Annotated in this window: 22 protein-coding genes and 1 tRNA gene; 14 read left to right on the top strand and 9 right to left on the bottom strand. The window is 61.9% G+C overall.

Features of this window, described 5'->3' with window-relative positions; translation table 11 throughout:
• Window positions 1-195: 195 nt before the first annotated feature.
• From AB7008_RS15125 to AB7008_RS15105, 5 genes are all read right to left on the bottom strand, one after another.
• On the bottom strand, window positions 196-1,707 hold the full coding sequence (locus AB7008_RS15125; protein ID WP_441258978.1) for a hypothetical protein: 1,512 nt from the start codon (window positions 1,705-1,707) through the stop codon (window positions 196-198).
• Window positions 1,708-1,978: 271 nt separating this feature from the next.
• A complete protein-coding gene (locus AB7008_RS15120) occupies window positions 1,979-2,539 on the bottom strand; it encodes a hypothetical protein (RefSeq protein WP_441258977.1) in 561 nt (186 codons plus the stop codon).
• Entirely contained in the window at window positions 2,533-2,739 is a 207-nt protein-coding gene (locus AB7008_RS15115) for a hypothetical protein (protein ID WP_441258976.1), read from the bottom strand. Before AB7008_RS15115 ends, AB7008_RS15120 begins: the two co-directional genes overlap by 7 nt.
• Window positions 2,740-2,832: 93 nt before the next feature.
• On the bottom strand, window positions 2,833-3,444 hold the full coding sequence (locus tag AB7008_RS15110) for a hypothetical protein (RefSeq protein WP_441258975.1): 612 nt from the start codon (window positions 3,442-3,444) through the stop codon (window positions 2,833-2,835).
• Window positions 3,445-3,454: 10 nt separating this feature from the next.
• A complete protein-coding gene (locus AB7008_RS15105; RefSeq protein ID WP_441258974.1) occupies window positions 3,455-3,763 on the bottom strand; it encodes a hypothetical protein in 309 nt (102 codons plus the stop codon).
• A 55-nt stretch (window positions 3,764-3,818) separates the two neighbouring features.
• Here AB7008_RS15105 and AB7008_RS15100 point away from each other — a divergent pair, with 55 nt between their 5' ends.
• Together AB7008_RS15100 and AB7008_RS15095 are read left to right on the top strand one after the other, a co-directional pair.
• Window positions 3,819-4,097, top strand: a complete 279-nt coding sequence (locus AB7008_RS15100) for a helix-turn-helix domain-containing protein (RefSeq protein ID WP_441258973.1) — start codon at window positions 3,819-3,821, stop codon at window positions 4,095-4,097.
• A 26-nt stretch (window positions 4,098-4,123) separates the two neighbouring features.
• Complete coding sequence (locus AB7008_RS15095) at window positions 4,124-4,951, top strand: S1 family peptidase (protein ID WP_441258972.1); 828 nt, start codon at window positions 4,124-4,126, stop codon at window positions 4,949-4,951.
• Between the two features lie 44 nt (window positions 4,952-4,995).
• Here AB7008_RS15095 and AB7008_RS15090 read toward each other — a convergent pair whose 3' ends face one another.
• Together AB7008_RS15090 and AB7008_RS15085 are read right to left on the bottom strand one after the other, a co-directional pair.
• Window positions 4,996-5,673, bottom strand: a complete 678-nt coding sequence (locus AB7008_RS15090) for a hypothetical protein (RefSeq protein ID WP_441258971.1) — start codon at window positions 5,671-5,673, stop codon at window positions 4,996-4,998.
• Between the two features lie 144 nt (window positions 5,674-5,817).
• A complete protein-coding gene (locus tag AB7008_RS15085; protein ID WP_441258970.1) occupies window positions 5,818-5,997 on the bottom strand; it encodes a hypothetical protein in 180 nt (59 codons plus the stop codon).
• Window positions 5,998-6,807: 810 nt separating this feature from the next.
• Here AB7008_RS15085 and AB7008_RS15080 point away from each other — a divergent pair.
• The 5 genes from AB7008_RS15080 to AB7008_RS15060 all read left to right on the top strand — a co-directional run bounded on the left by AB7008_RS15080 (window position 6,808) and on the right by AB7008_RS15060 (window position 11,456).
• Window positions 6,808-7,005 (top strand): helix-turn-helix domain-containing protein, encoded by a 198-nt coding sequence (locus AB7008_RS15080; RefSeq protein ID WP_441258969.1) that lies wholly within the window; start codon window positions 6,808-6,810, stop codon window positions 7,003-7,005.
• A 297-nt stretch (window positions 7,006-7,302) separates the two neighbouring features.
• A complete protein-coding gene (locus tag AB7008_RS15075) occupies window positions 7,303-8,730 on the top strand; it encodes a replicative DNA helicase (protein WP_441258968.1) in 1,428 nt (475 codons plus the stop codon).
• Window positions 8,727-9,608, top strand: coding sequence for a hypothetical protein (locus tag AB7008_RS15070; protein WP_441258967.1), 882 nt, complete (start codon window positions 8,727-8,729; stop codon window positions 9,606-9,608). Before AB7008_RS15075 ends, AB7008_RS15070 begins: the two co-directional genes overlap by 4 nt.
• Window positions 9,609-9,613: 5 nt before the next feature.
• On the top strand, window positions 9,614-9,928 hold the full coding sequence (locus AB7008_RS15065) for a hypothetical protein (RefSeq protein ID WP_441258966.1): 315 nt from the start codon (window positions 9,614-9,616) through the stop codon (window positions 9,926-9,928).
• Between the two features lie 235 nt (window positions 9,929-10,163).
• A complete protein-coding gene (locus AB7008_RS15060) occupies window positions 10,164-11,456 on the top strand; it encodes a hypothetical protein (protein WP_441258965.1) in 1,293 nt (430 codons plus the stop codon).
• A gap of 7 nt (window positions 11,457-11,463) precedes the next feature.
• Here the strand turns inward: AB7008_RS15060 and AB7008_RS15055 are convergent.
• Window positions 11,464-11,538, bottom strand: a tRNA-Gln gene (locus tag AB7008_RS15055).
• 269 nt (window positions 11,539-11,807) lie between these two features.
• Here AB7008_RS15055 and AB7008_RS15050 point away from each other — a divergent pair.
• On the top strand, window positions 11,808-13,583 hold the full coding sequence (locus tag AB7008_RS15050) for an acyl-CoA dehydrogenase (protein ID WP_248881807.1): 1,776 nt from the start codon (window positions 11,808-11,810) through the stop codon (window positions 13,581-13,583).
• Window positions 13,584-13,745: 162 nt separating this feature from the next.
• Here AB7008_RS15050 and AB7008_RS15045 read toward each other — a convergent pair whose 3' ends face one another.
• A complete protein-coding gene (locus AB7008_RS15045) occupies window positions 13,746-14,981 on the bottom strand; it encodes an MFS transporter (protein WP_039151778.1) in 1,236 nt (411 codons plus the stop codon).
• A gap of 302 nt (window positions 14,982-15,283) precedes the next feature.
• Here AB7008_RS15045 and AB7008_RS15040 point away from each other — a divergent pair, with 302 nt between their 5' ends.
• The 6 genes from AB7008_RS15040 (at window position 15,284) to AB7008_RS15015 (ending at window position 22,572) form a co-directional block, all read left to right on the top strand.
• Window positions 15,284-16,039 carry an enoyl-CoA hydratase-related protein gene (locus tag AB7008_RS15040; RefSeq protein WP_304493170.1) on the top strand — a complete coding sequence of 252 codons (756 nt, stop codon included), beginning with the start codon at window positions 15,284-15,286 and terminating at the stop codon, window positions 16,037-16,039.
• A gap of 226 nt (window positions 16,040-16,265) precedes the next feature.
• Window positions 16,266-17,924: a bifunctional metallophosphatase/5'-nucleotidase gene (locus tag AB7008_RS15035; RefSeq protein ID WP_304493169.1), complete on the top strand. Its 1,659-nt coding sequence runs from the start codon at window positions 16,266-16,268 to the stop codon at window positions 17,922-17,924.
• Between the two features lie 135 nt (window positions 17,925-18,059).
• Window positions 18,060-18,989, top strand: coding sequence for a histone deacetylase family protein (locus AB7008_RS15030; protein WP_304493168.1), 930 nt, complete (start codon window positions 18,060-18,062; stop codon window positions 18,987-18,989).
• Window positions 18,990-19,062: 73 nt separating this feature from the next.
• Window positions 19,063-19,314: an exodeoxyribonuclease VII small subunit gene (locus AB7008_RS15025; protein ID WP_008132970.1), complete on the top strand. Its 252-nt coding sequence runs from the start codon at window positions 19,063-19,065 to the stop codon at window positions 19,312-19,314.
• A 588-nt stretch (window positions 19,315-19,902) separates the two neighbouring features.
• Entirely contained in the window at window positions 19,903-21,831 is a 1,929-nt protein-coding gene (gene dxs / locus AB7008_RS15020; RefSeq protein WP_014497197.1) for a 1-deoxy-D-xylulose-5-phosphate synthase, read from the top strand.
• A gap of 186 nt (window positions 21,832-22,017) precedes the next feature.
• Window positions 22,018-22,572, top strand: a complete 555-nt coding sequence (locus tag AB7008_RS15015) for a nucleoside 2-deoxyribosyltransferase (RefSeq protein WP_304493167.1) — start codon at window positions 22,018-22,020, stop codon at window positions 22,570-22,572.
• The last annotated feature ends 15 nt before the right edge of the window (window positions 22,573-22,587 follow it).

Raw genomic sequence — 22,587 nt, 5'->3', positions numbered from 1 at the left:
TCGCCGTAATATAAAGCGTTAGCGCGAACGCGCTCTTTAGGATTTCTGTCACCGACATTTTTTCCTGCCTCTGTTTGAGACCTCGGAAAGCAGCGTACGCCGGATACCCGCCAAGGCGAAAGGCGGCCAGGAAATATCGGATCGCGAAGTAGCCCGCCAGCGCGAACCGGCGAGCCTTCACCTTTGCGGTTCAGTTCACGACCAAATGGGTTCCGAAACCATCTCGACGCGCGACATGGTCCCGTCGAGATAGGCTGGGGCGTCGAGAGGCAACGGCGTGCGAATATCGCCGTACGTCTTCATGGGATTGTCCTTGTTGTAAGCGGCAATCATGCGATTTGCACAAGCCGGTACGCCAGCACGATCGACACGGCGCTCTACCAGCTCAAGGTACAGGTCCCCGACGATTTCCTCGCGAGCGCTTCGTTGAAGGTATCGCGGTGTTAGGCTGTAGAGCCATTCGTAATCACCCTCTTCCGGGACGTAAAGCGGGACGTCGCTGCGGACAAAGTCGACCGGGGCGGCGAGCGTGAGACCTGGCACGCGAGCAATAGTATTGCCGCTCATGAAGCTTCGGATCGTCGCCGGATTCCGCAAGGCACGCATGAAGCGTTCGTTGATGTCAGGTCGAGTCCGACGCACCGTCCTCCATTGTGCGTACGTAATCGTTGGCCTTTTGCCGTCTCTTGGCGTCGTCAGATCGCCGACGCTCATGCCTGTCAGCAACCCACGCTCCACGTTGTCAAGCATTTGAGGCGTGACAGGCGCGCCTGCGAATGTGCGATTGCACGTGAGGCAAAATCGAGAACCGTTCGATGGCTTGATACCGGTATTCTCGATGGTGAGCTCATGACCGTATTTGCAATGGCTGATCCGTCGCTTTCGAGACCCGACGACTACGGCAACCTTGGCATTGCGTTCAATGATGGGCCTGAGCCTCGGCTCCAAATCCGGATTGTTCTTTAGGGCAAGCCTGAAGCGGATCGCATCCCATGCACCGAGGAGCTTTCTCAGCGAAGCTCCCTTGATGAGCCAAGATTCGATCAGCGCAATGTCGTCGGCGGAGAGGAATCGCGACCCGCCTGACAAGGTCAACCGCTCAACATTCGCAGGCGGCTCAATGACGTCTGCTTCCTCAGCAAAATAGCGGCCGACCCCCTGCCACCTCCGAGCGCAAGCTTCGCACCATCGATGGTCGTACCTGCGCTCCGCCTGCATACGCGCGATAATCTCGGGCGACAGCGGATGCCCTTGATTACAAGCCGTGCGATCTGTCGCGCGTTTGACGATCCCATCCAGGATTCGGGACTTGCTGTTTGCCTCCACAAGCGCAAGTGCTTTCGCGCCCCATTCCGGATTCAACTCGCAGTGCTTGCGGAACGCATCCGCCGAGCAAATCGGCGGTTCGCCGGCGCCGCCTGTGAGCATCCGAAGCGAATGCCCGGTTTCTAGCCTCGCCATAAACGTGTCAGCTTCGGTCGGGTTCATGGTGAACACTTCACCATTCACTATTGCGGAAAAGCAGCCGTGACAGAACCTGCGAGGACGAGAACGGCCTCCATAACCGAAGCTCGACAGCGGCAGGTTCTGCTCGCATCGACGACACTGCTGCATCATGACTGTCTCCATTTTTTTGACAGGAAGCGCGGAATGCGCGTCGCGAAGCCGAATCCTGAATCGCGGCGAGGCAGCGACAGCAAGAGCCATCGGGATTTCACATTGAGAGAGTAGGCGCCGAGTGAGTCGTAGGGCTGCTTAGCCAACTCACCGGCGGCCGGCGCCGCGCGTTAAGCATCAACCGACGTGGGTGATTTAACGATGCTAAATACGGGCGCGGTTCTTGGGGCTTCATCTGGTTCGGCCAGAAAGCCCGTCACTAGCTGAGTTGCCAACCGCAAGACGGTCAAGGCATCCTCTGTCTCTTCCGGAAGGCAGGCCACTACCTGAACCGCATGGCGGCGATGCCAGTTTTCCGGCCTCATGCCATCGCCCCGTGCCGCCAATCCTGCGTACCGACCTGTTCAAGCAGGCCGTCGTGGTCGACAATGCCGCTCTCCGAGGGATCCTGCTCTTTGTCGAGGAAGGCCTGCAAAGCGTTGGTGGTCCAAGCGACATCCTGGTCGTGGTGTCCCTCGAAAGCCCCGAGCGACGGCTCCTCGTCTTCGCCGGGCTCTCGCCCGTCGTGCTCGTCCTCCAGGTCTTCGGTGCCGCCGCCCGCCCACACGGTCTGATCGCCCGACCAGTTGCGGCCATCCGGTTCGTAGCAGCTCGGGTGACGCTCGATCGCGCCAAGCGACGGTTCGGCGTCGCTTGTATCGGCCCCCTCGTCCTCGCAGCCTTCCTCCCCGCCGCCCCCCTCGCACTGGCCTCCTTCGTCCTCGCACGCTTCCTCGAGCTCAGTGGTGACGTAGGGATCTGACTGGTCAAGAAACAGGATCAGCCGGGTAATCTCGTCACGAGCCTCACGCCGTAACCTTTGAAGAGTGGCTATCGTTTCTTGGCGGCTTCGCTCTTGAGCAATCAGATTTGCGTTCAGCATGACCGCACTCCCGATCGCGTGACGACAACGCCGACGGCAACGGCAAGGAGATCTTTCTCAACGTCATCGCGATCGATCAAGATCGAGATTTCGATTGTCAGACCGGCACCGCGCTCGGTGTCGTTATAAAGGGTGATGGAGTTCACGGGCGAACCAGGCACGCACGCCCGTTGCCTCGCGATTGATACCGCGTTGCTCATATCGTCTCTCAATGTTGATGGGAGTTGGATCACTTCGCGAACGACCGAGCGGTAGGTTCCGCCCTCGCTCAGCCTTCGCGCTGTTCAGGCGGTCTAGGGTTGCTTCACCTCCTTTTGAGCTTGCCAACCAAACAGTTGGGGCCAAATGGGGTCGAAGTGATCGCACAAATTCTGAAATGCGGACTGCGCTGCACTCGCGACCAGTTGGATATGCAGGCGCGGCCAGACTGCCGTTGCCTGAACCTGAGGAGTCCAATGGCTAGAAGCGAAGCCGTTGCGAACGTCCTCAATGGTTTCGTGGAAATACTCATCGCACTGCCCGACAGTGCCGAACCTGAGCGCGAGCACGCCAATTTCGCGCTGCTGTTCGGGCGATAACTGGTCCCATGCTCTGCCGGCGTCGAAGCGGGCCAGCTCATGAAATGTGGGCAGCCGGTCAGAGAGGGGAATTTCGGCGGTATCGTCGACCACCCCAGGGGCGGCAGCCCCGGGAGTATCGCGGCGCACGACGATGATTGTCCCGGCGTTCCAGACCGCCACGCGGCCGAAATGGCCCTTGCTCAGAGAAACCTCGACCTTGCCGCGCGGCGTAGCAACGCCAGTGCTCACACCAAGGACGGTTTCGCCCGAGCTGGTGACGTCGCCGCTCATGAGGGCACGGGCCGGTACGCGGACACGCCGGGCATTTGGGGTGATGGACAGCATGGGTTGCTCCTCAGAAGGCCGAGCGACGCACGCCATCGGCAGGGGCACCGAAGGCAGAGACGAGCGAGGTCTCGATGGTCAGGCCGTTGCGCTGGCGCCAAGCAAGGCGCTGCTGGGCGACGTGGTCGCGGTAGAGCTTGGAGGCCTCGCGAAGGTATCGGGGGGCAGTGCTGCCAAATGTCCGCATCGCCTCGCGGCGCACCAGCCCCTCATAGACCGCACGATTAAGCTTGCCGGTTTGGGGATCGGTGAGGTTGGCAACGCCGAGGATGGCTGAAGACATAGCTCCGCCGTTCACCGGAAAGGTGTTTTTGCTCACTGGGGTTGCTCTCGCCTTGTCTATTTGATAGAAATTCTATTATCATGCTGCGACGATGCAATCAATAGAAATTCTATCAATGGAGTCGAAAGTGTTTTCCGTCCGTCAAATGAAGGCCGCCCGAGCGCTGCTCGCCTGGTCTCAAGGCGATCTAGCAAAAGCGTCTGGCGTGTCGGAGCCGACCATCGCGCGATTGGAATCTGAGGATGGAGAGGTAGGCGGCCGTGCAGAAACAGGCGACAGGTTACGCGCCGCTCTTGAGAAAGCCGGTGTAGAGTTTATCCCCGAGAACGGGGGTGGCGCTGGCGTCAGAATGAAGAAACGAAAGCGGTAGGCCGGAAGGCACCAGGAGGTTTCAAGGTGAAGAGCCGACCTACAAAGCCGACTAAGGCAAAGAAGCGATTTAAGAAGCTCAAGCAGTTGTCAGGGGAGAGTGCCGAGCTTTCGCAAATCTTCAACGCTGCCTGCGAAGCGGTTTTTCCGATCCTGAAGAAGATTGATGGTCGGGACGCCATCATTGGAACGGGCTTCTTCATTGCGCAAAACATCTTTGTCACAGCGCGACATGTGCTGGAGGATGAGTTTGCGGAAGGCAGACTAAAACACCCAATAGGAGCCATCCACATCCACTCTGGAGGGTGGGCCACAAGATGGATGACGAGAGGGGCTTGGGACGCGAACTCTGACGTGGCGGTGTGCGTTTTGCAGCCGATGCATAAAGATGGCGACCCGCTAACGAACAAAGTGCTGCCTCTACGAGCTTCTATTCCCGAGATAGGAGCTTTTGCGACAGCTTTTGCATACCCGAATCACGACTACTTCGATGGTGCCATCAGCCTTTGGCCGTCCGCTTACCCTGGGAAGCTCTTAGAGGTGCACGCTGATCGGGGTCCTTCCGTCAAGTTGAAGCCGCCCTATTTCCAGACAGACATGCATCTGCATCCCACGGCTAGCGGAGCACCTGTTTTTGATGATCACGGCCGGGTATGGGGCGTTTGCTCCTGCAGTTACGATGGCGCGACCGACGTAAGCTTTGTCACTGCAATCGCTCCCATATTAGGCTTGTTGGTGGACGACGTCGTTCTCCCACCGGAGAGCTCCCCTAGAAGCGTCACAGTGGCAGAACTTGCACATCGTGGACACATCACGATCCACGACTTCGTGGCGCCCGAGGCCGAGCAGGGGTAAGAGGGGGGCGAGCATGGTCCGAACGCGAAGCCGCTTCCTATGTCTTAGCGTATGAAGTCGCCCGGCTTGAATATCGGAAACTTGTCGACATGATCTTCAAGCCAAATGGAGCAGTCTTGTGCTGTAACTCCGGCCACCGCAAACGACTTGTTGAACGAGGCGAAGTAGAGCAGATGATCTCGTTCGCCATGGGCGAATGAATATTGGAACTGCTCACCCGAGCTCTTCCTGCCTTGCTGCAGCATCGAGGGGCTCGGCAGCAAGCTAAATAGCTCCTGTGGAATTTGATCGTTCATAGCCTGAACGTTGGAGAACCACATGACCTGCGCCCCTCCCCTCGCAGGGATAAGTCCTCCGTGTACTTCGTAGTGGAGCGCAAATCCGAGTTTTGCAGCGAATGTCAAAATGTGACCGCTCAAAATCGGACCATCGGCACGAAGCGGATGCATGTCATCAGGTATTCCGAGCCTCTTGCGAGCGAGCTTTTCAGCTCCGCGCCCGATATTCATCTCGTGCAGCAGGCCGGCTACATTGTTTGAAACAGCCGAAAGTATCTTGGTGAGGTCTTTTCGATGCAGGTCCGTGTCCGCATGAGGCATCACCCTCGCAAGCATCGAGGCTACTAGATCGGAGTGGCCAGTACCACTATTGCACCGGTGACAGGCCGGAAACTCAAAGCCGCCTGGCCGCTGCCTCCCCTCGAACATCTGAATGGGGGGCATGTGTTCAATCGTGGTCGCGACGTTAGCTCCGGCGCAGTAGATACATCCTGGCGAGCCCGCCAAAATGTGCCGGTGAGCCCGCTGCCTGCGCTTCGCCTCACCCACGAGACCCTCCCCCAGCGATCCACTTAATCTTCTCGCAGATTAGCGCTGATGACCCAAGCCGATTCCAAGGTTGCGGGCCTTTTGTCTCAATGAGCCCTCGGACCATTTCATCAGCTTCGCAAGCTTTGCCACTGGGGTGCGAGCCTTGGAATGTGCCTTGAGCAGCTTGACGCCGTCTTTGGTATACTCTTTGCGCTTGCTCTTCGTCTTTTTTGCCACTTGGTCTTCTCCACGTGATCACGCTCCGAGTTAAAGTGGTCATGCGAATGGGTCAAGCGCATGTCCCATTGGATGGGGCGTTTCAGAGAAGCTGCGAAGATATGTGCGCGCCAAGCCGACGCTGCCTGCTGTAATCTTATTCGGTCAAATGGGCCGGGCCACCTCGACCCTCGCGTTTACATTTCATTTCCAGTCGTGCCGCTGATTGGTCGCACTTGAACAGCGGTGCCGCCGATCGAACGAGTGAAGCATGGGCGGCTGAGACTGCCAATGTTCGGCGAGTAGAGTAAGGCGCGCAGAGCCTCAATCTGTTTTCGGGGTGATGTCCGACTAGCATCAAAGGTCCCGCGGGAGCCAAAATCCCGCTTTCGCGCGGCGCCACGACATGGCGCTAAGGTCCACGGAGCCTAAATCCGTTTTCGACTGGCGCCCGATACAGCGCCACGCCTGCACTGGGGCGGAAAAACTTCGGTGTTGAGCTCGATCGCGGCGGTTCGCGGCCAAATCGTCATGAGTTGAAAAACCGCGCCACTCGTTGCGCGCGCACAAGGACGCATGCCCGTAATTGACCTCCATGGAAACGTTCGCCAGAGATACTGCAGACGAACAATCCACAAAAAAATATGCTGGGATCCTATCCGTCTGAGACAGCGGGTGTTTTTGGATTTTCGGCTCCAATTTTTTGGATGTTCGGCGCCTTCATCCACAGCTGCCCCGCGAAATCCTCGGCCCCAGGAAGAATCACTAGTTAGCGAGGCGTAACCCGTGTGTGCCCGCGCACGTTCGCGCAAACCACAGCGGAGCCTACGGATGTTGAAAGCCGCACTTAGCATTGATGATTTTTGCCGGTCATACGGCGTCGGCAAAACGACTGCTTACGAGGAAATAAACGCAGGCCGGCTTCGCGCGGTAAAGGCGGGCCGGCGCACTCTCATTCCAGAGCAGTCCGCCGCCGATTGGCTCAAGTCTCTTGAGCCTGTTGCTGGTGGCGCTGAGCGCGCTGCTTAAGCCTCAATGAAAAACCCGGCGGCACGATTCCTTGGCGGGATCAGCGTGCGCACCGGGCTTCACGAACAGGCAAGATACCGTGAAATCACATAATCGAGTTGGCTCCGGAAGCCAAGCCCAAGACGCGCTTTGGGATGAATTTTGCCGACTGCGATCGCAGTCTAGTGCCTATCGAGCCGTTGACGACCCGTTGGTGGCCCGCGCGCATGCTGAGTGGCTCGCTAGCTATTTGGCGGACAGTGAAGCCCCCTCCCATGCATCAAACGTCGTCCCGTTTCGCAGATCGGGGGTGCGCGCATGAACGCCCCCGTAAAGATCGATAACGGAGCGCTGTGCAGCATTGAACTTGAGCAAGAGGTCCTGGGCGCGGCGCTTGTCACTAACTCCGCCTTCGATGTTATCGAAGGCGCGGTTTCCTCTGACGACTTTTCCGAACCGCTGCACTCGCAGCTTTTTGAAACATTCGGCAAGGTCCGCGACGCCCACGGAATCATCACGCCCGCGCTTGTCATTGCCTCAATGGGTGGTGACGCCAGCGTAATGGTTGTTGAGGGGACAACCCTTAGACAGTACGTCGCGCGGATTGCCGCGGCGGCCTCAATCCCTCGAAACGTCGCCGCCTATGCCAAACAAATCCGCGAGTTTAGCGCCCGTCGGAAGATATTGGCGATGGCGGAAACAATGTCGATGGGGGTTCATAGCAACCAGCGAGCCGCAGACATCGCGGGCGGTGCAATCGAGTTGCTGGACGAGATCGCTACGACAGCGTCTGCCGGCTCAACGCCGCAAATTTCGATCCGCGAAGCGGGCGAAAAGGCGATTGAGCGGATGCAGTACGGAATGCAGAACCCGGGGAAGTTGGCGGGCATGAGTTGGGGTCTTAAGGGCCTCGACATCAAAACCGGCGGCCTAAAGCGCGGCGAACTGTTCATTCTTGCCGGACGTCCCGGCATGGGCAAAACGGCGCTTGCCATCTGCATTGCCCGCGCAACCGCCTCGGCTGGCGAACCAACCTTTCTTTCGTCATTGGAAATGGGTGGCGTCAGCGTGGCGGACCGCAGCCTAGCCGATCTTGCTTATGATCAGCGCGACCGTATCCCGTACTACGACATTGCGAACGGCACGCTCAGCGACGCCCAAGCAAGGCGAGTTATTGAGGCGGCACGGTTGCAACGTGAATGGCCGTTGCAGATCGATCCGGCGCCGGGCCTCACTGTCTCGCAGATCGCGGCGCGAGCTCGCAGGCATAAGCAGGCCTTGGAACGTCAAGGGCGCCGGCTGGGCCCCGTGATTGTCGATCATATGCACATAGTGAAACCGTCAAACCGCTACTCAGGGGCGCGCGTCAATGAGGTTGGCGAAATTTCCGCCGCATTGAAGGGCCTTGCTAAGGAGCTGGACGTGCCCGTCATTGCCCTGGCGCAATTGTCCCGCGCTCTCGAAAGCCGCGATGACAAGCGGCCGACCATGTCGGACTTGCGAGATTCCGGCACGATTGAGCAAGATGCGGACGCGATCATTTTTGTGTATCGCGAGGCTTATTATCTTGAACGATCGACCGGCGCCAACGCGGAGCAAGAAAGCGCCAGAGTTGACCGGCTGGTGGACGTAAAAGATCAGCTAGAGGCCATTGTAGCCAAGCAACGCAACGGCCCGACTGGCACGGTGCACTTATTCTGTGACATCGCTTGCAATGCCGTCCGCGATTTGGGGGGCGAGCGATGAGAAAGGGCTATCTTCTAATTGCGCGGGGGCTTTTGAAGCATCCGAGATTTAAGCCGCAGGGACCTCTAACTCAATTCGAGGCTTGGTATTGGCTCATTGAGTCCGCCGCGTATGCGCCGCACGATGTCACCATTACCAGCGGACGAAACAGGCTCACGGTTTGCCTGGAGCCCGGGCAATTGACCCATTCAATCCGCTATCTCGCGAAGGCTTGGCAGTGGTCGGACAAGCGCGTTCAACGGTTTTTGAGCGCCCTTCAACTTGACCAGTCAGTGACTACACAAACGACTACAGGTCAAACCGTCATAACCCTTTGTAATTGGGCCAAATATCAGAGGCCAGATTTCGAGGCGACTACGCAAACCGCCACGGCAACGACTACAGCAACGACTACAAAGAAGAAAGAAAGGAAAGAAAGAAAGGATATATCGCCCTCAGGTTCTGGCGAACCTGAGGACTTTGCAGCCTGGTATGCGATCTATCCGAGAAAGAAACAGCCGCAAGACGCAAAGCGGGCTTTCGCCAAGGCGATCGGATCGGGGGCGATAACCCTTGAAGCCTTGATGGCAAAAACCCGGACGTTTGCTGCGAGCTGGGCTAACGAACCGAAGGACAGGCGGAAATTTATTCCGTATCCGGCGAGTTGGCTTAACGCTGGCGGCTATGACGATGAACCGGACGGCGGCGACGGCGAACCCGCGCGAGCTGTCCGCGACCCCCGGTCATTCACTGACGCCGATTGGCAAAAGCGTCTGACGTATTTGCAGGACAGCGAAACATGGCTTGAAGCCTGGGGGCCAAAGCCCGGCGAACCCGGCTGCCTTGTCCCCTCGCATTTGCTCCTAACTCCCGTTTCAAGCGCCAAAGGTGCAGCATGAGCAGAATGTCAGAGCTGATTTATCCTGACGCGCCAGGCTTCAAAGTCTCGGGGCCTTCCGAACAAGCCGCGGAGGCCATGGGCAGCGCAGCAAACAAAATGCAGGCTGCGGTACTCGAACAGTTCGCCCAGTATCCCGGCGGCGCTACTGCGGATGAAATCGCCAAGGATCTCAACCTTTCGATTTTGAGCGTTCGGCCGCGCGTTAGCGAACTGCACCGGCGCGGCGCCCTCGCCAAAACAAGCCAGCGACGCAAGAACGCCAGCGGCATGAGCGCCACGGTCTGGTGCTTCGTGGCGCGGCCGGCGGGGGCGGTTTGAACCGAATGAGCAAACCAGCATCTATTCCGATTGGGGCTTGGCCCAGGCGTATGCCGGTCGATCTGGCAGCGGGGTACTGCGGCGAACGGACAACTGACGACTTCCTAAAGCGGGTCGGCAAAGAGTATCCTCTGCCAAGAGTCAGCGAGGGACGGCGGCGGCTATGGCTGAGGGACGACCTGGACAGGGCGATAGCGCCGGACGGCGGACACGGCGACCTCGCAGAGGAGCTGTGATGATCGAGCTCCCGCGCCACGTTATCCCGAAGAAGCTCGCGAGCGGCGCGACGGCCTACTATTACAATCTGCCGACGAAGTACCGAAAGCTTAAGTGTCCAGTTGGGAACGAGCCGCTAGGCACCGATTTCGCCAAGATGAAAACGCGCGCTGACGTGCTGAATGGTCAGTTCGATGAATGGGACCAACAGCGCAAAGGGCTCCCTGTCAGCGCACCCAACGCGCCGAAGTACGGTACGGTCGACTGGCTGTTCCGGGAGTACAAGGCCAGCAAGGCTTATCTCGAGAAGGTCGCGCAGCGCTCGCGCCGCGACTACGAGTGGGCGATGGATCAGATTTGCGACATCAAAACCAAGGCTGGCGATCGCGTAGGCTCGCGGCCGGTCAAATCGATCAGTCCGCGCGCGGCCGATAAGCTCTACGACAAATTCCTCGCTGGCGAGGTCAAGGAGGACGGTGACAAGAAGGACGGTGCGCCAGAAAAGCTTCGGTTACGTACCGGCGAAAAGCTGGTCGGTCTTTGCCGTAAGGCGTGGCGCGTCGTACACCGGTTGTTCCCGGACGAGTTCGACAAGGCTATTTCAAATCCATGGACCGGCGTCACACTGAAGGTTCGCACAAAAAAGAAGAAGGCGGCGGTGACGCGCGATGAGGTTTACGTCTTCGCTGAGGGCGCCATTGAGCTGGGCGAGATCGAGGCTGCGGCGGTCGCGGTGATCTGCTTTGAGTGGCTGCAGCGTCCGGAAAACGTGGTCGCGGGCCATATCAAGTGGAGCGGGTATCGCACCGGTCCAAGGCCGACCATCCGCATCGAGCATCACAAGACCGGCGAGATCGTCGACCACCCGCTCGAAGCCGACGGTGTGAAGTTTTACGAAGAGGCCGAGGAGGTGCTATCGCGCCTGTCCCGCCTCGGCACGCCGATGATCCTCTATGAGGTCGGGCCCGGAAAGGCAAAGACCTTTGGCATGAGCACGATGCAGCACAAGGTGCAGCGCATCCGTAAGGCGCTCAACCTGCCGAAGCACTTCACTTTCGATGCCTGTCGGCATGGCGGCATGACCGAACTCGAAGAGGCGGAGCTGACTGACGGCCAGGGGCGCGCGCTGTCAGCCCATCGCACGCAGCAGAGCTACGCCGGCTACGCCAAGCGCACAGAGAAGCGCATGCTGGCGGCGACGAGGAAACGGCACGCGCATAGGCTGGCGAACGAAACGGCGACAGACGTTCAGAATGAGCAGCAGAAAAGCGTTCAGAATGAGCACCCTGAACAAAGCGCGATTGGTGAGTGATCTCAATTGGCTGGGGCGGGAGGGATCGAACCTCCGAATGGCGGAATCAAAATCCGCTGCCTTACCGCTTGGCTACGCCCCAACAGGCGACCAGGGAACGGGCGGAAGAACCGGCTACCGCAGATTCCCGCTGGTCGCAGCCGGTCTATAGGGAGCGGCGCGGCATTTCAACCGCCTGGAGGGGCAAAATACCACGGGTCCAGGACCGGACCCGGCGCTCGCGGCGCCACCCTTTATTATACGCCCGGCGGCGGCGCCGTTCCCGGCCGGTGCTGTCCCGGCGTTCCGGCCATTGAGACCTCACCCGTTTCATGGGAATACGGCGCCAATAGCTGTCCATGGGAGTGAGTCATGACCTACCGCGCGCCGATCTCAGACATGCTGCTGTCGCTCAACCATGGCGCGGGCCTGAAGGCTGCCGTGGAGGCCGGGCATTACGGCGATTTCGACGGCGACATCGTGAGCGCCGTGCTGGAGGAAGCCGGCAAGTTCGCAACCGACGTGCTGGCGCCGCTCAACCGTATCGGCGACGAGCACGGCATCAAGCTCGGCGATGGCAAGGTCACGACTGCGCCGGGCTGGCCGGACGCCTACAAGCGCTGGACCGAGGGCGGCTGGAATGCGGTCTCCGGCCCGGAGGATTTCGGCGGCCAGGGTCTGCCGCTCGCCATCAATGCCGCCTGCACCGAGATCTGGAGCGCCTCGAATCTCGCCTTCGGCCTCTGCCCGCTGCTCACGGCGTCGGCGATGGAAGCGCTGGATGCGCATGGCAGCGACGAGCTGAAGAAAATCTATCTGGAAAAGCTCGTCTCCGGCGAATGGACCGGCACGATGCAGCTCACCGAGCCGCAGGCCGGCTCCGACGTCGGCGCGCTGCGCACCCGCGCCGACCGGCAGGCCGATGGTACCTATCGCATCAAGGGGACGAAGATCTTCATCACCTATGGCGAGCACGACATGACCGACAACATCGTGCATTTCGTGCTGGCACGCCTGCCCGATGCGCCCGCCGGCACCAAGGGGATCTCGCTGTTCCTCGTGCCCAAATTCATGGTCAATGCCGACGGCTCGCTCGGCGCGCGCAATGACATCTACGCGTCGGGCGTCGAGCACAAGCTCGGCATGCATGCCTCCCCCACCTGCACCATGACCATGGGCGATCATGGCGGCGCGATCGGCTTCCTCGTCGGCGAAGAGAACCAGGGCATGCGCTGCATGTTCACGATGATGAACCAGGCCCGCCTCGGCGTCGGGCTGGAGGGCGTCGGCGTCGCCGATCGCGCCTACCAGCAGGCGCTGGCCTATGCGCAGGAGCGCAAGCAGGGCCGCGCCATCGGCAAGACGGGCGACGGCTCGGACGCGATCTTCGTGCATCCCGACGTCAAGCGCATGCTGATGCGGATGCGGGCGCAGACCGCGGCCGCACGCACCATCTGCTATGCGACCGCGGTCGCGATCGACGTCTCCACGCGCGCCAGGGATCCGAAGGTCCGCGCGGACGCCGCCGCGCGCGCGGCGCTGCTGACGCCGATGGCCAAGGGCTATTCCACCGATATCGGCAACGAGGTCGCCTATCTCGGCGTGCAGGTGCACGGCGGCATGGGCTTCATCGAGGAGACCGGCGCCGCGCAGCACTATCGCGATGCGCGCATCACCGCGATCTACGAGGGCACCAACGGCATCCAGGCGATCGATCTCGTCACGCGCAAGCTCGCGGCCAATGGCGGCGCTGCGGTGTGGGCGCTGCTCGACGAGCTCTCGGCGACCGTGAAGCAGGTCGAAGCCTCCAACGATCCCGCTTTCGGCACCACGGGTACCAAGCTGCGCGAGGCGCTGGAGGCGCTGACGCGCACCAGCAAGTGGCTTCTGGAGCGCGTGACCTCCGCGCCGAACGAGGCGCTCGCCGGCGCGACGCCGTATCTGCAGCAGTTCGGCTCGACGCTCGGCGGCTGCATGCTGGCGTCCGAGGCGCTCGCCGCCAAGTCCGACGGCAACACCGACGCCGCGCGCTACGTCTCGCTCGCGCGCTTCTTCGCCGAGAACATCACGGTGCAGGCCGGCGCGCTCGAGCGCACGGTGACGGAGAGCGCGGAGTCGGTCGCGGCGGCGGATGCGGTGTTGCTGTAGCCCGGACGCTACCGCGATGTGAGGCGAAGCGTCTCCTCCCCTCCGCCATCATTCCCCGCGAGAGCGGGGAATCCAGTACGCCGCGGCCTCTCGATAAGACAACAGGCGTCTCGGAGTACTGGATCGCCCGGTCAAGCCGGGCGATGACACCGAGTGTGACGGCTACGACGCCGCAAGCTTCGCCCTTCTCCCCGGCCGCCACAGCACGATTCCCGCCGCCACGAGATCGAGCATCACGCACATCGCAAACGCGCTCGTGTAGTTGCCGGTGAAACTCCGCACGAGGCCGATGATGCCGGGGCCGAAGGCGCTGACGACGCCGCTGATCGACGTGCCCAGTCCCATTGCGGCTGCAAAGGCGGCAGCACCGATCTCGCGCTGGATGATCAAGGGCGGGAACGTGATCATGTTACCGATCGAGAAGCCGTAGACGGCGCAGCAGACGAGCAGCACGGTCGGGCTCGTGCTTTGGAGAAGCACGAACAGCGCCGCCGCCTGGCTCGTCATCGACGCCGCGCAGGCGAGCCGCGGATCGAGCCGGTCGACGAACAGGCCGAGCGACAGGCGGCCGACCACCGCCATCGCCGCCATGATGGTGACCGCAAGGCCTGCGGCATAACGCCCGATCAGCGGCTCGAGGAACGTCACCTGGTGGATGATGAATCCCATCTGCGCCAGCAGCGCGATCGCGATCGGCAGCACCATGGTCCAGAACGCCGCGTTGGCGAGCAGCGTCTTGCGGGAATGGGCCGGTGCGGACATGCCACCGGACGAACGGCCGCCCGACGCCGGCGACATCTGCGTCGGCCAGCCGATGAAGACGACGACCACCGGCAGCACCAGCACCACCATCGCCATCGTGGCGGCGAGCATGGCGGACCGGAAGCCGATGCTGCCGGTCAGCGACAGCAACAGCGGAACGAGGACGATGCCGCCGCAGGTCGCGCCGTTGAAGGCGAGGCTGAGCGCGAGCCCGCGGCGCCGCTCGAACCAGGCGTTCAGCACGGTGGCGATCACCACGGTGCCCATGCCGGTCCAGCCGACCGACATCAGCGCATAGGCGAGATAAAGCTGCCAGGGCGTCTGCATCAGCGCCAGCAGCACGGTCGAAGCGCCGAGCGCCGACAGCCCGCACAGAATCAGCGCGCGCAGCCCGATGCGGGCGAGCAGATCGTCGGTGAAGATGACGAGCACGGAGGTGAGGAGAAACGAGAAGGTGCTGGCCGCGGAGACCAGCGTGCCCGGCCAGCCATGGGCGCGCTGGAGCTCGGCGAGATAGACGCCCTGGCCATAGAGGCCGAAGCCGAACATGAAGAAGGCCATCAGGAAACAGGCCAGCACGACGCGCCAGCCGCGATAACGCAGCGAGGATTCGTCAACGCCCGCTGCGGCAATCATCAAACGAACAATCGGCCAAAGGAACCGGCATCGGGCAATCGTGCCCTACAACCCCCGGTTTTTCAAATGAAACATTGTAGCCATTTGTTGCAATGCGCAACTGCATGTGCGAAGCAATGCAACCGGCATAATCCGGTGCGGTGCGGTTCCCGATCAGAAAAACGACAACGCGCCATGCGGCGGACTCACGGGGACGTTTTCGAAAAGGTCGAGCGGGCGGATTGGCACGCCTGCAAGATAATGTAGGCTGAGGCTTGCGAGGCTCGCCAAGGCAAGCGTCGCGGCGACCGCAGGGGGCTCTCATGCCGAATGGCAACATCATCGTCACCGAAGAGCGCGGAACGCGCGTCATCACCCTGCGCCGTCCAAGCAAGAAGAACGCGATCACGCAGGACATGTATCGCGAGATGAGCCGCGCGATCGACACCGCACAGAACAACCCCGACATCCGCTGCATGATCATCACCGGCGGCTCCGGCGTGTTCACCGCCGGCGACGATATCGACGACTTCATGCAGGCCGAACCGAATTCCGAGACGCTGTCGGACGGCGCAAAATTTCTCTATTCGCTCGCCCTCAACGTCAAGCCCATCATCGCGGCCGTCGATGGCGCCTCGATCGGCATGGGCACCGTGATGCTGTTTCATTGCGACTATGTGCTCGCCTCGAACGCCGCGACCTTCTCCGCGCCCTATATCCATCTCGGGCTCGTTCCGGTCGGCGCGGCCAGCCTCCTGATGCCGAACACGATGGGCTACCAGCGCGCCTTCGCGATGCTGGTGATGGGGCGGACTTTCACCGCCGCAGAGGCGCACGCGGCAGGCTTCGTCAACACCGTGGTCTCGCCGGGACATACCGAGGTCGAGGCGCGCAAGGTGGCGCGCGATATCTGCCGGCTGCCGGCCGAGGCGGTCGCGGCCTCGCGCAAGCTGCTGCGCGCCGCACCCGAGGAGCTCACCCGCCGCATCGACCAGGAGGCTCATCTGTTCGGCGAGCGGCTGAAGTCGGGCGAGGCGATTGCCGCGTTCAAGGCGTTTGCAAACCGGAAGAAGCGGTAGGGGCTCTTCCCCTCGCCCCTTGTGGCAGAGGGTGTCTCGCCGCGTAGCGGCGAGACGGGTGAGGGGTCTCTCTCTGCACGTTCTCCTCTCGCAGCATGACTCGCTGAGACAACCCCTCATCCGGCGCTTCGCGCCACCTTCTCCCACAGGGGGAGAAGGGAAGAACGGCGGCGCGTTCACGACAATGCTTCGTGAAATCTTCGCGCGGACCGTTTACTCTGGTTCCATGCGACATCTTTTCCGCCTGACTGCCTTCACACTCGCCCTTGCCACCCACCCCGCCTCGGCCCAGACCGCCGCGCCCGTCGAGCTGCGCATTCTCGCGATCAACGATTTCCACGGCAATCTGCGTCCGCCGCCGGGCGGCATCCGGATCGGGGATCCCGAGGACAAGAGCAAGAAGGTGACGGTCGCGGCCGGCGGCGCGGAGTACATGGCGACGCTGGTCAAGCAGCTGCGCGAGGGGCACACAAACACGATCTTCGTTGCCGCCGGCGACCTGATCGGCGCGAGCCCGTTCCTGTCGGCAATGTTTCACGACGAGCCCTCGGTCGAGGCGCTCTCGATGATGGGACTTGCGATCACCTCGGTCGGCAATCACGAGTTCGACGAGGGCAAGACCGAGCTCTTGCGGATGCAGAACGGCGGCTGTCATCCGGTCGACGGCTGCCAGGGGCCGCATCCCTTCACGGGCGCCAAATTCCATTATCTCGCGGCTTCCACCATCGAGACCGCGACCGGCAAGAGCGTACTGCCGCCCTACGAGATCAGGGAGTTCGAGGGCATCCCCGTCGCCTTCATCGGCCTCACCTTGAAAGAGACCGCGGGCATCGTCTCGCCCTCAGGCATTGCCGGGCTCGAATTCCGCGACGAGGCCGAGACGGTGAACGCGCTGGTGCCGCAGCTGAAGGCGCGTGGCGTCGAGGCGATCGTGGTGCTGATCCACCAGGGCGGCGAGCCCTCGGGCGACTACAATGAATGCCCTGCCATTACGGGGCCGATCGTCGACATCGTCAAGAAATTCGACCGTGCCGTCGACGTCGTCGTCAGCGGCCACACCCACCGCGCCTATGTCTGCGACATCGACGGGCGGCTCGTCACCAGCGGCGACAAATACGGCACGCTGGTCACCGCGATCGACCTCAAGCTCGATCCTGCAACCCGCGACATCGTCAGCGCCAAAGCCGAGAACGTCATCGTCGCCAATGCCTCGCTGGCGAAGGATCCCGAACAGACCGCCCTGATCGAAGCCTATGACAAGCTGTCGGCACCGATTGCGAATCGCCCGGCCGGATCGGTGACGCAGACGCTGTCGCGTGTGCCGAACGAGGCCGGCGAGAGCGCGCTCGGCGACGTCATCGCGGACGCGCAGCTCGCCGCGACGAAGGACGCCAAGGATGGCAGCGCTGTCATCGCGCTCACCAATCCCGGCGGCATCCGCACCGACATTGTCCCGAAGGAGAACGGCGCGGTGTCGTTCGGTGAACTGTTCGCGAGCCAGCCGTTCCGCAATCGCCTCGTTACGATGACGCTCACGGGCAGCCAGCTCAAGGACATGCTGGAGCAGCAATGGCTCGATCCGAAGCGCCCGCGGATTCTCCAGGTCTCGAACGGGTTCAGCTACAGCTGGGATGCGACGAAACCGTTCGGCGAGCGAATCAGCCTTGAGAAGATGACGCTCAACGGCAAGCCGATCGAGCCCGGAAGCGGCTACCGCGTCACCGTCAACGATTACCTCGCCGTCGGCGGCGACGGTTTTACGGCCGCCAAACAAGGCACAGCGCAGCAATATGGCGGCTACGACGCGGACGCGCTGTTCGCCTTCTTCAGGGCACACGGACCGATCGGTCCGCTGCCACCCACCCGCATCCTGCGCGTGAATTGATCCGGATCAAACGGACTTGTCCGGAACCACCCTTTGCCATCCCCGCCCAAGCGCCTAGATTGCGTTTTGCATTTGCGTTTTGGCTCGGGATGCGCCAAGCGACGTCAAGAGCCCGTTCCCTGTGAGGCCGACCTGATGAGCACGCTTCTCCTCTCCCACAAGGCCTGCCTCGACCACGTCACGCCGCCGGGACACCCTGAAAGGCCCGACCGCCTGCGGGCGGTGGAGGAAGCGCTGTCGCAGGAGCGCTTCCAGTTCCTGGCGCGCGACCTGGCACCGGAAGGCGATCTCGATCTCGTGACGCTGTGCCACAACGAGCACTACGTCACCGAGCTGCGCCACATCGCGCCGAACAGCGGTCAGGTCTATATCGACGGCGACACCTCGATGTCTCCAGGCACGTGGGAAGCGGTGATGCGCGGCGTCGGCGGCGCAGTGGCTGCGACCGAAGCGGTGATGAATGGCGAGCATCGCAACGCCTTCGTCGCGGTGCGCCCGCCCGGACATCACGCCGAGATCGGCAAGCCGATGGGCTTCTGCTTCTTCGACAATGCCGCGATCGCCGCGCGTCATGCGCAGCGCAAATACGGCATCCAGCGCGCCGCCATCATCGATTTCGACGTGCATCACGGCAACGGCACGCAGGACATCTTCTGGTCCGATCCGACCGTGATGTACTGCTCGACGCATCAGATGCCGCTGTTTCCGGGTACCGGCGCGAAGGGTGAGCGCGGCGACCACGACACCATCGTCAATGCGCCGCTCGCTTCCGAAGACGGCGGCCCCGAATTCCGCGCCGCGTTCGAGCATCTGATCCTGCCGCGCCTCGAAAAATTCAGCCCCGAGCTCCTCGTCATCTCCGCGGGCTTCGATGCGCATTACCGCGATCCGCTGGCCTCGCTGAATTTGCGCGCGGAGGACTACACCTGGGTCACGCGCAAGCTGATGGACCTTGCCGACAAGTCCGCAGGGGGCCGCATTGTTTCGGTGCTCGAGGGCGGCTATGACCTGCAAGGATTGAAAGAATCTGTTACGGCGCATGTCGGCGCCCTGATGGGCGCTTGACGCACCCGCCACATTAGGCCCGCAAAACTGAGCTTTTTCTCACGCGAAGCGAACCGGGCAATCGGAAACGGATATGGCCGAAAATACCCAAGTCGACGTCTCCAGGCTCACCTTCGAACGCGCCATCGAGGAGCTCGAAACCATCGTGAAGCGGCTCGAGGACGGCAAGGTACCGCTCGAGGAATCCGTGACGATCTACGAGCGCGGCGAGGCGCTGAAGCGCCGCTGCGAGGAATTGCTGCGCCAGGCCGAGGCACGCGTCGACAAGATCACCACCGATGCCAGCGGCCAAGCCACCGGCACCGCACCGCTTGACGTGCAGTAAGGTCCCCGTTTCAAGCCGCCCGCCTCAAGCATCGGCCACCTGCAATTTTTCATGATCGCACGCCGCTGTTTGGGCTTACATCCCTCGGCGGCCAGGTAATGACATCGACGAGTTCCCCGGCCGGGGCCGCTCGGGCTCGCGAATCTGGCCAAAACGGCCTTGCTCTTGCCCAAAATGCAGCCGAGGAACCGGGCAAGACTGGAACCCATCCGCCGGCGCCAGGATTAACCAAGCTGGCCCGCGGGTTGCAGGTGCATACCCCTAAACGACCCTGCGGGTTGGCTTTGGCCCAAGCTTTGGTGTAAAGCTGCGCGGAGTGTGGCTTTTTGCAAGCCTTGCGTGGGCACAAATTACCGACGACAAGCGCTTCAAACTGCTAATGAAATTGGCTGGGACGGACGAAGCCGATCTAAGTGACAGGGATCACAGAGACTGAACCGGAGCGCACCTAAGCTCACCTAAGCTTGAATACGGGGCCCTGCCCCATGCAGGTGGCTCCGACGGTTTAAGGACTCGCGCTGCGCCGATATTGTGCAAACCCATCGCGCACCGGAACGATCTTCCGGCGCTGACAAATTGGAAATCGCCGTGAACGCATACAGTAAAACGCCGCTTCTCGACACCATCCATACGCCGGATGACCTGCGCAAGCTCAAGATTGAGCAGGTTCGCCAGGTCGCCGACGAGCTGCGGCAAGAGACCATCGACGCCGTCTCGGTGACCGGGGGTCACTTCGGCGCGGGCCTCGGCGTGGTCGAGCTCACCACCGCGATCCATTACGTCTTCGACACGCCGCGCGACCGGCTGATCTGGGACGTCGGCCATCAGGCCTATCCGCACAAGATCCTCACCGGCCGGCGCGACCGCATCCGCACGCTGCGCACCGGCGGCGGCCTGTCCGGCTTCACCAAGCGCAGCGAGAGCGATTACGATCCGTTCGGCGCAGCGCATTCCTCGACCTCGATTTCCGCCGGCCTCGGCATGGCGGTCGCGCGCGACCTCTCCGGCGGCAAGAACAACGTTATCGCGGTCATCGGTGACGGCGCGATGTCAGCCGGCATGGCCTATGAAGCCATGAACAACGCCGGCGCCATGAACTCGCGCCTGATCGTGATCCTCAACGACAACGACATGTCGATCGCGCCGCCGGTCGGCGCCATGAGCGCCTATCTGTCGCGCCTCTACTCCGGCAAGACCTATCGCACGCTGCGCGATGCGGCCAAGCAGATCAACAAGCGCCTGCCCAAGATCATCGCCAACCGCGCCAACCGCGTCGAGGAATATTCGCGCGGCTTCATGATGGACGGCGGCACGCTGTTCGAGGAGCTCGGCTTCTATTATGTCGGCCCGATCGATGGTCATAACCTCGACCATCTGCTGCCCGTGTTGAAGAACGTGCGCGACATGGAGACCGGCCCGATCCTGGTCCACGTCGTGACGCAGAAGGGCAAGGGCTATGGCCCGGCGGAAGCTTCCGCCGACAAGTATCACGCAGTCGTCAAGTTCGACGTCGCGACCGGCACCCAGGCCAAGGCCAAGCCGAATGCGCCGGCTTACCAGAACGTGTTCGGCCAGAGCCTCGTCAAGGAAGCGCAGAAGGACGACAAGATCGTCGCCATCACCGCGGCGATGCCATCGGGCACCGGCGTCGACATCTTCAACAAGGCGTTCCCGGACCGCACCTTCGACGTCGGCATCGCCGAGCAGCACGCGGTGACGTTCGCCGCCGGTCTTGCGAGCGAAGGCTACAAGCCGTTCTGCGCGATCTACTCGACCTTCCTGCAGCGCGGCTACGACCAGATCGTGCATGACGTCGCGATCCAGAACCTGCCCGTCCGCTTCGCCATCGACCGCGCCGGTCTCGTCGGCGCCGATGGCGCGACGCATGCCGGCTCGTTCGACAACGCCTATCTCGGCTGTCTGCCGAACATGGTGATCATGGCGGCGGCCGACGAAGCCGAGCTCGTGCACATGGTGGCGACCCAGGTCGCGATCGACGACCGTCCGAGCTCGCTGCGCTATCCGCGCGGCGAAGGCCGCGGCATCGAGATGCCCGAAGTCGGCGTTCCGCTCGAGGTCGGCAAGGGCCGCATGATTCGCCAGGGCAGCAAGATCGCCTTGCTCTCCTTCGGTACGCGCCTCGCCGAATGCGAGAAGGCGGCCGACGAGCTCGCCGCCCACGGCCTCTCCACCTCGATCGCCGATGCGCGCTTCATGAAGCCGCTCGACACCGAGCTGGTTCTCAAGCTCGCCCGCGACCACGAGATCCTGATCACGATCGAGGAAGGCTCGGTCGGCGGCTTCGGCTCGCATGTCGCGCAGTATCTGACCGATCAGGGCGCGCTCGACAGCGGCATGGTCAAGTTCCGCTCGATGGTGCTGCCCGACGTGTTCCAGGACCACGACACGCCGGCCGCGATGTACGGCCGCGCCGGTCTCGACGCCAAGGGCATCGTCGCCAAGGTGTTCGAGGCACTGGGCAAGGACGTCAAGGCCGAGACGGTCAAGCTGGCCTGAGGTTGATTCACCTCTCCCGCTCGCGGGAGAGGTGGGATCGCGCATGCGATCCGGGTTAGGGTTCTCTCCTCTCGGGGGTTCTCGATTGAGGAGGCACCCTCTCCCCGGCCCTCCCCCGCAAGCGGGGGAGGGAGCAGAGCGTGCGCTGCGGCTCACACCTCGATCCAAACTTTCGGCTTTGGCGCCATGAAAATCTATCTGGCAGGCCCCGACGTGTTCCTGCCGGATGCGGTTGAGATCGGCCGGCAAAAGGCTGCGATCTGCGCTCGCTACGGGCTCACCGGCCTCTATCCCCTCGACAACGCCATCGATCTCACCTCGCCCGACGCCTCGCGGCAGATCTTTTGCGGCAACGAGGTGATGATGGACGAAGCTGATGCCATCATCGCCAACCTCACCCCGTTCCGCGGTGCCGGCGCCGACCCAGGCACCGTCTACGAGCTCGGCTACATGGCCGGCCGCCGCAAGTTTTGCCTGGCCTATTCCAACGACGGCGCCGTCTATGCCGACCGCGTCGGCCGCTTCATGGACGTGACCTCCGAGGACGGGCGGCTGGTCGATGCACAGGGGCTGACGGTCGAGGATTTTGGCCTCGTCGACAACCTCATGATGATCCATGCGCTGGAGCTGCACGGCTGCCCGCTGGTGACGCCGGCGCAGATGCCGATCGACGTCTGGCACGATCTGGCCGCGTTCGAGGCTTGCGTCCGGATGGCGGCCGCGCGATTGATCGCACCATAGACGTTTCAGTCGCCT

The organism is Bradyrhizobium sp. 521_C7_N1_3 (assembly GCF_052075975.1).
GTDB classification, from domain to species: Bacteria; Pseudomonadota; Alphaproteobacteria; order Rhizobiales; family Xanthobacteraceae; genus Bradyrhizobium; species Bradyrhizobium japonicum.
Note: the sequence above shows the minus strand (reverse complement) of the source record. Positions and strands in the feature narration are given on the sequence as shown.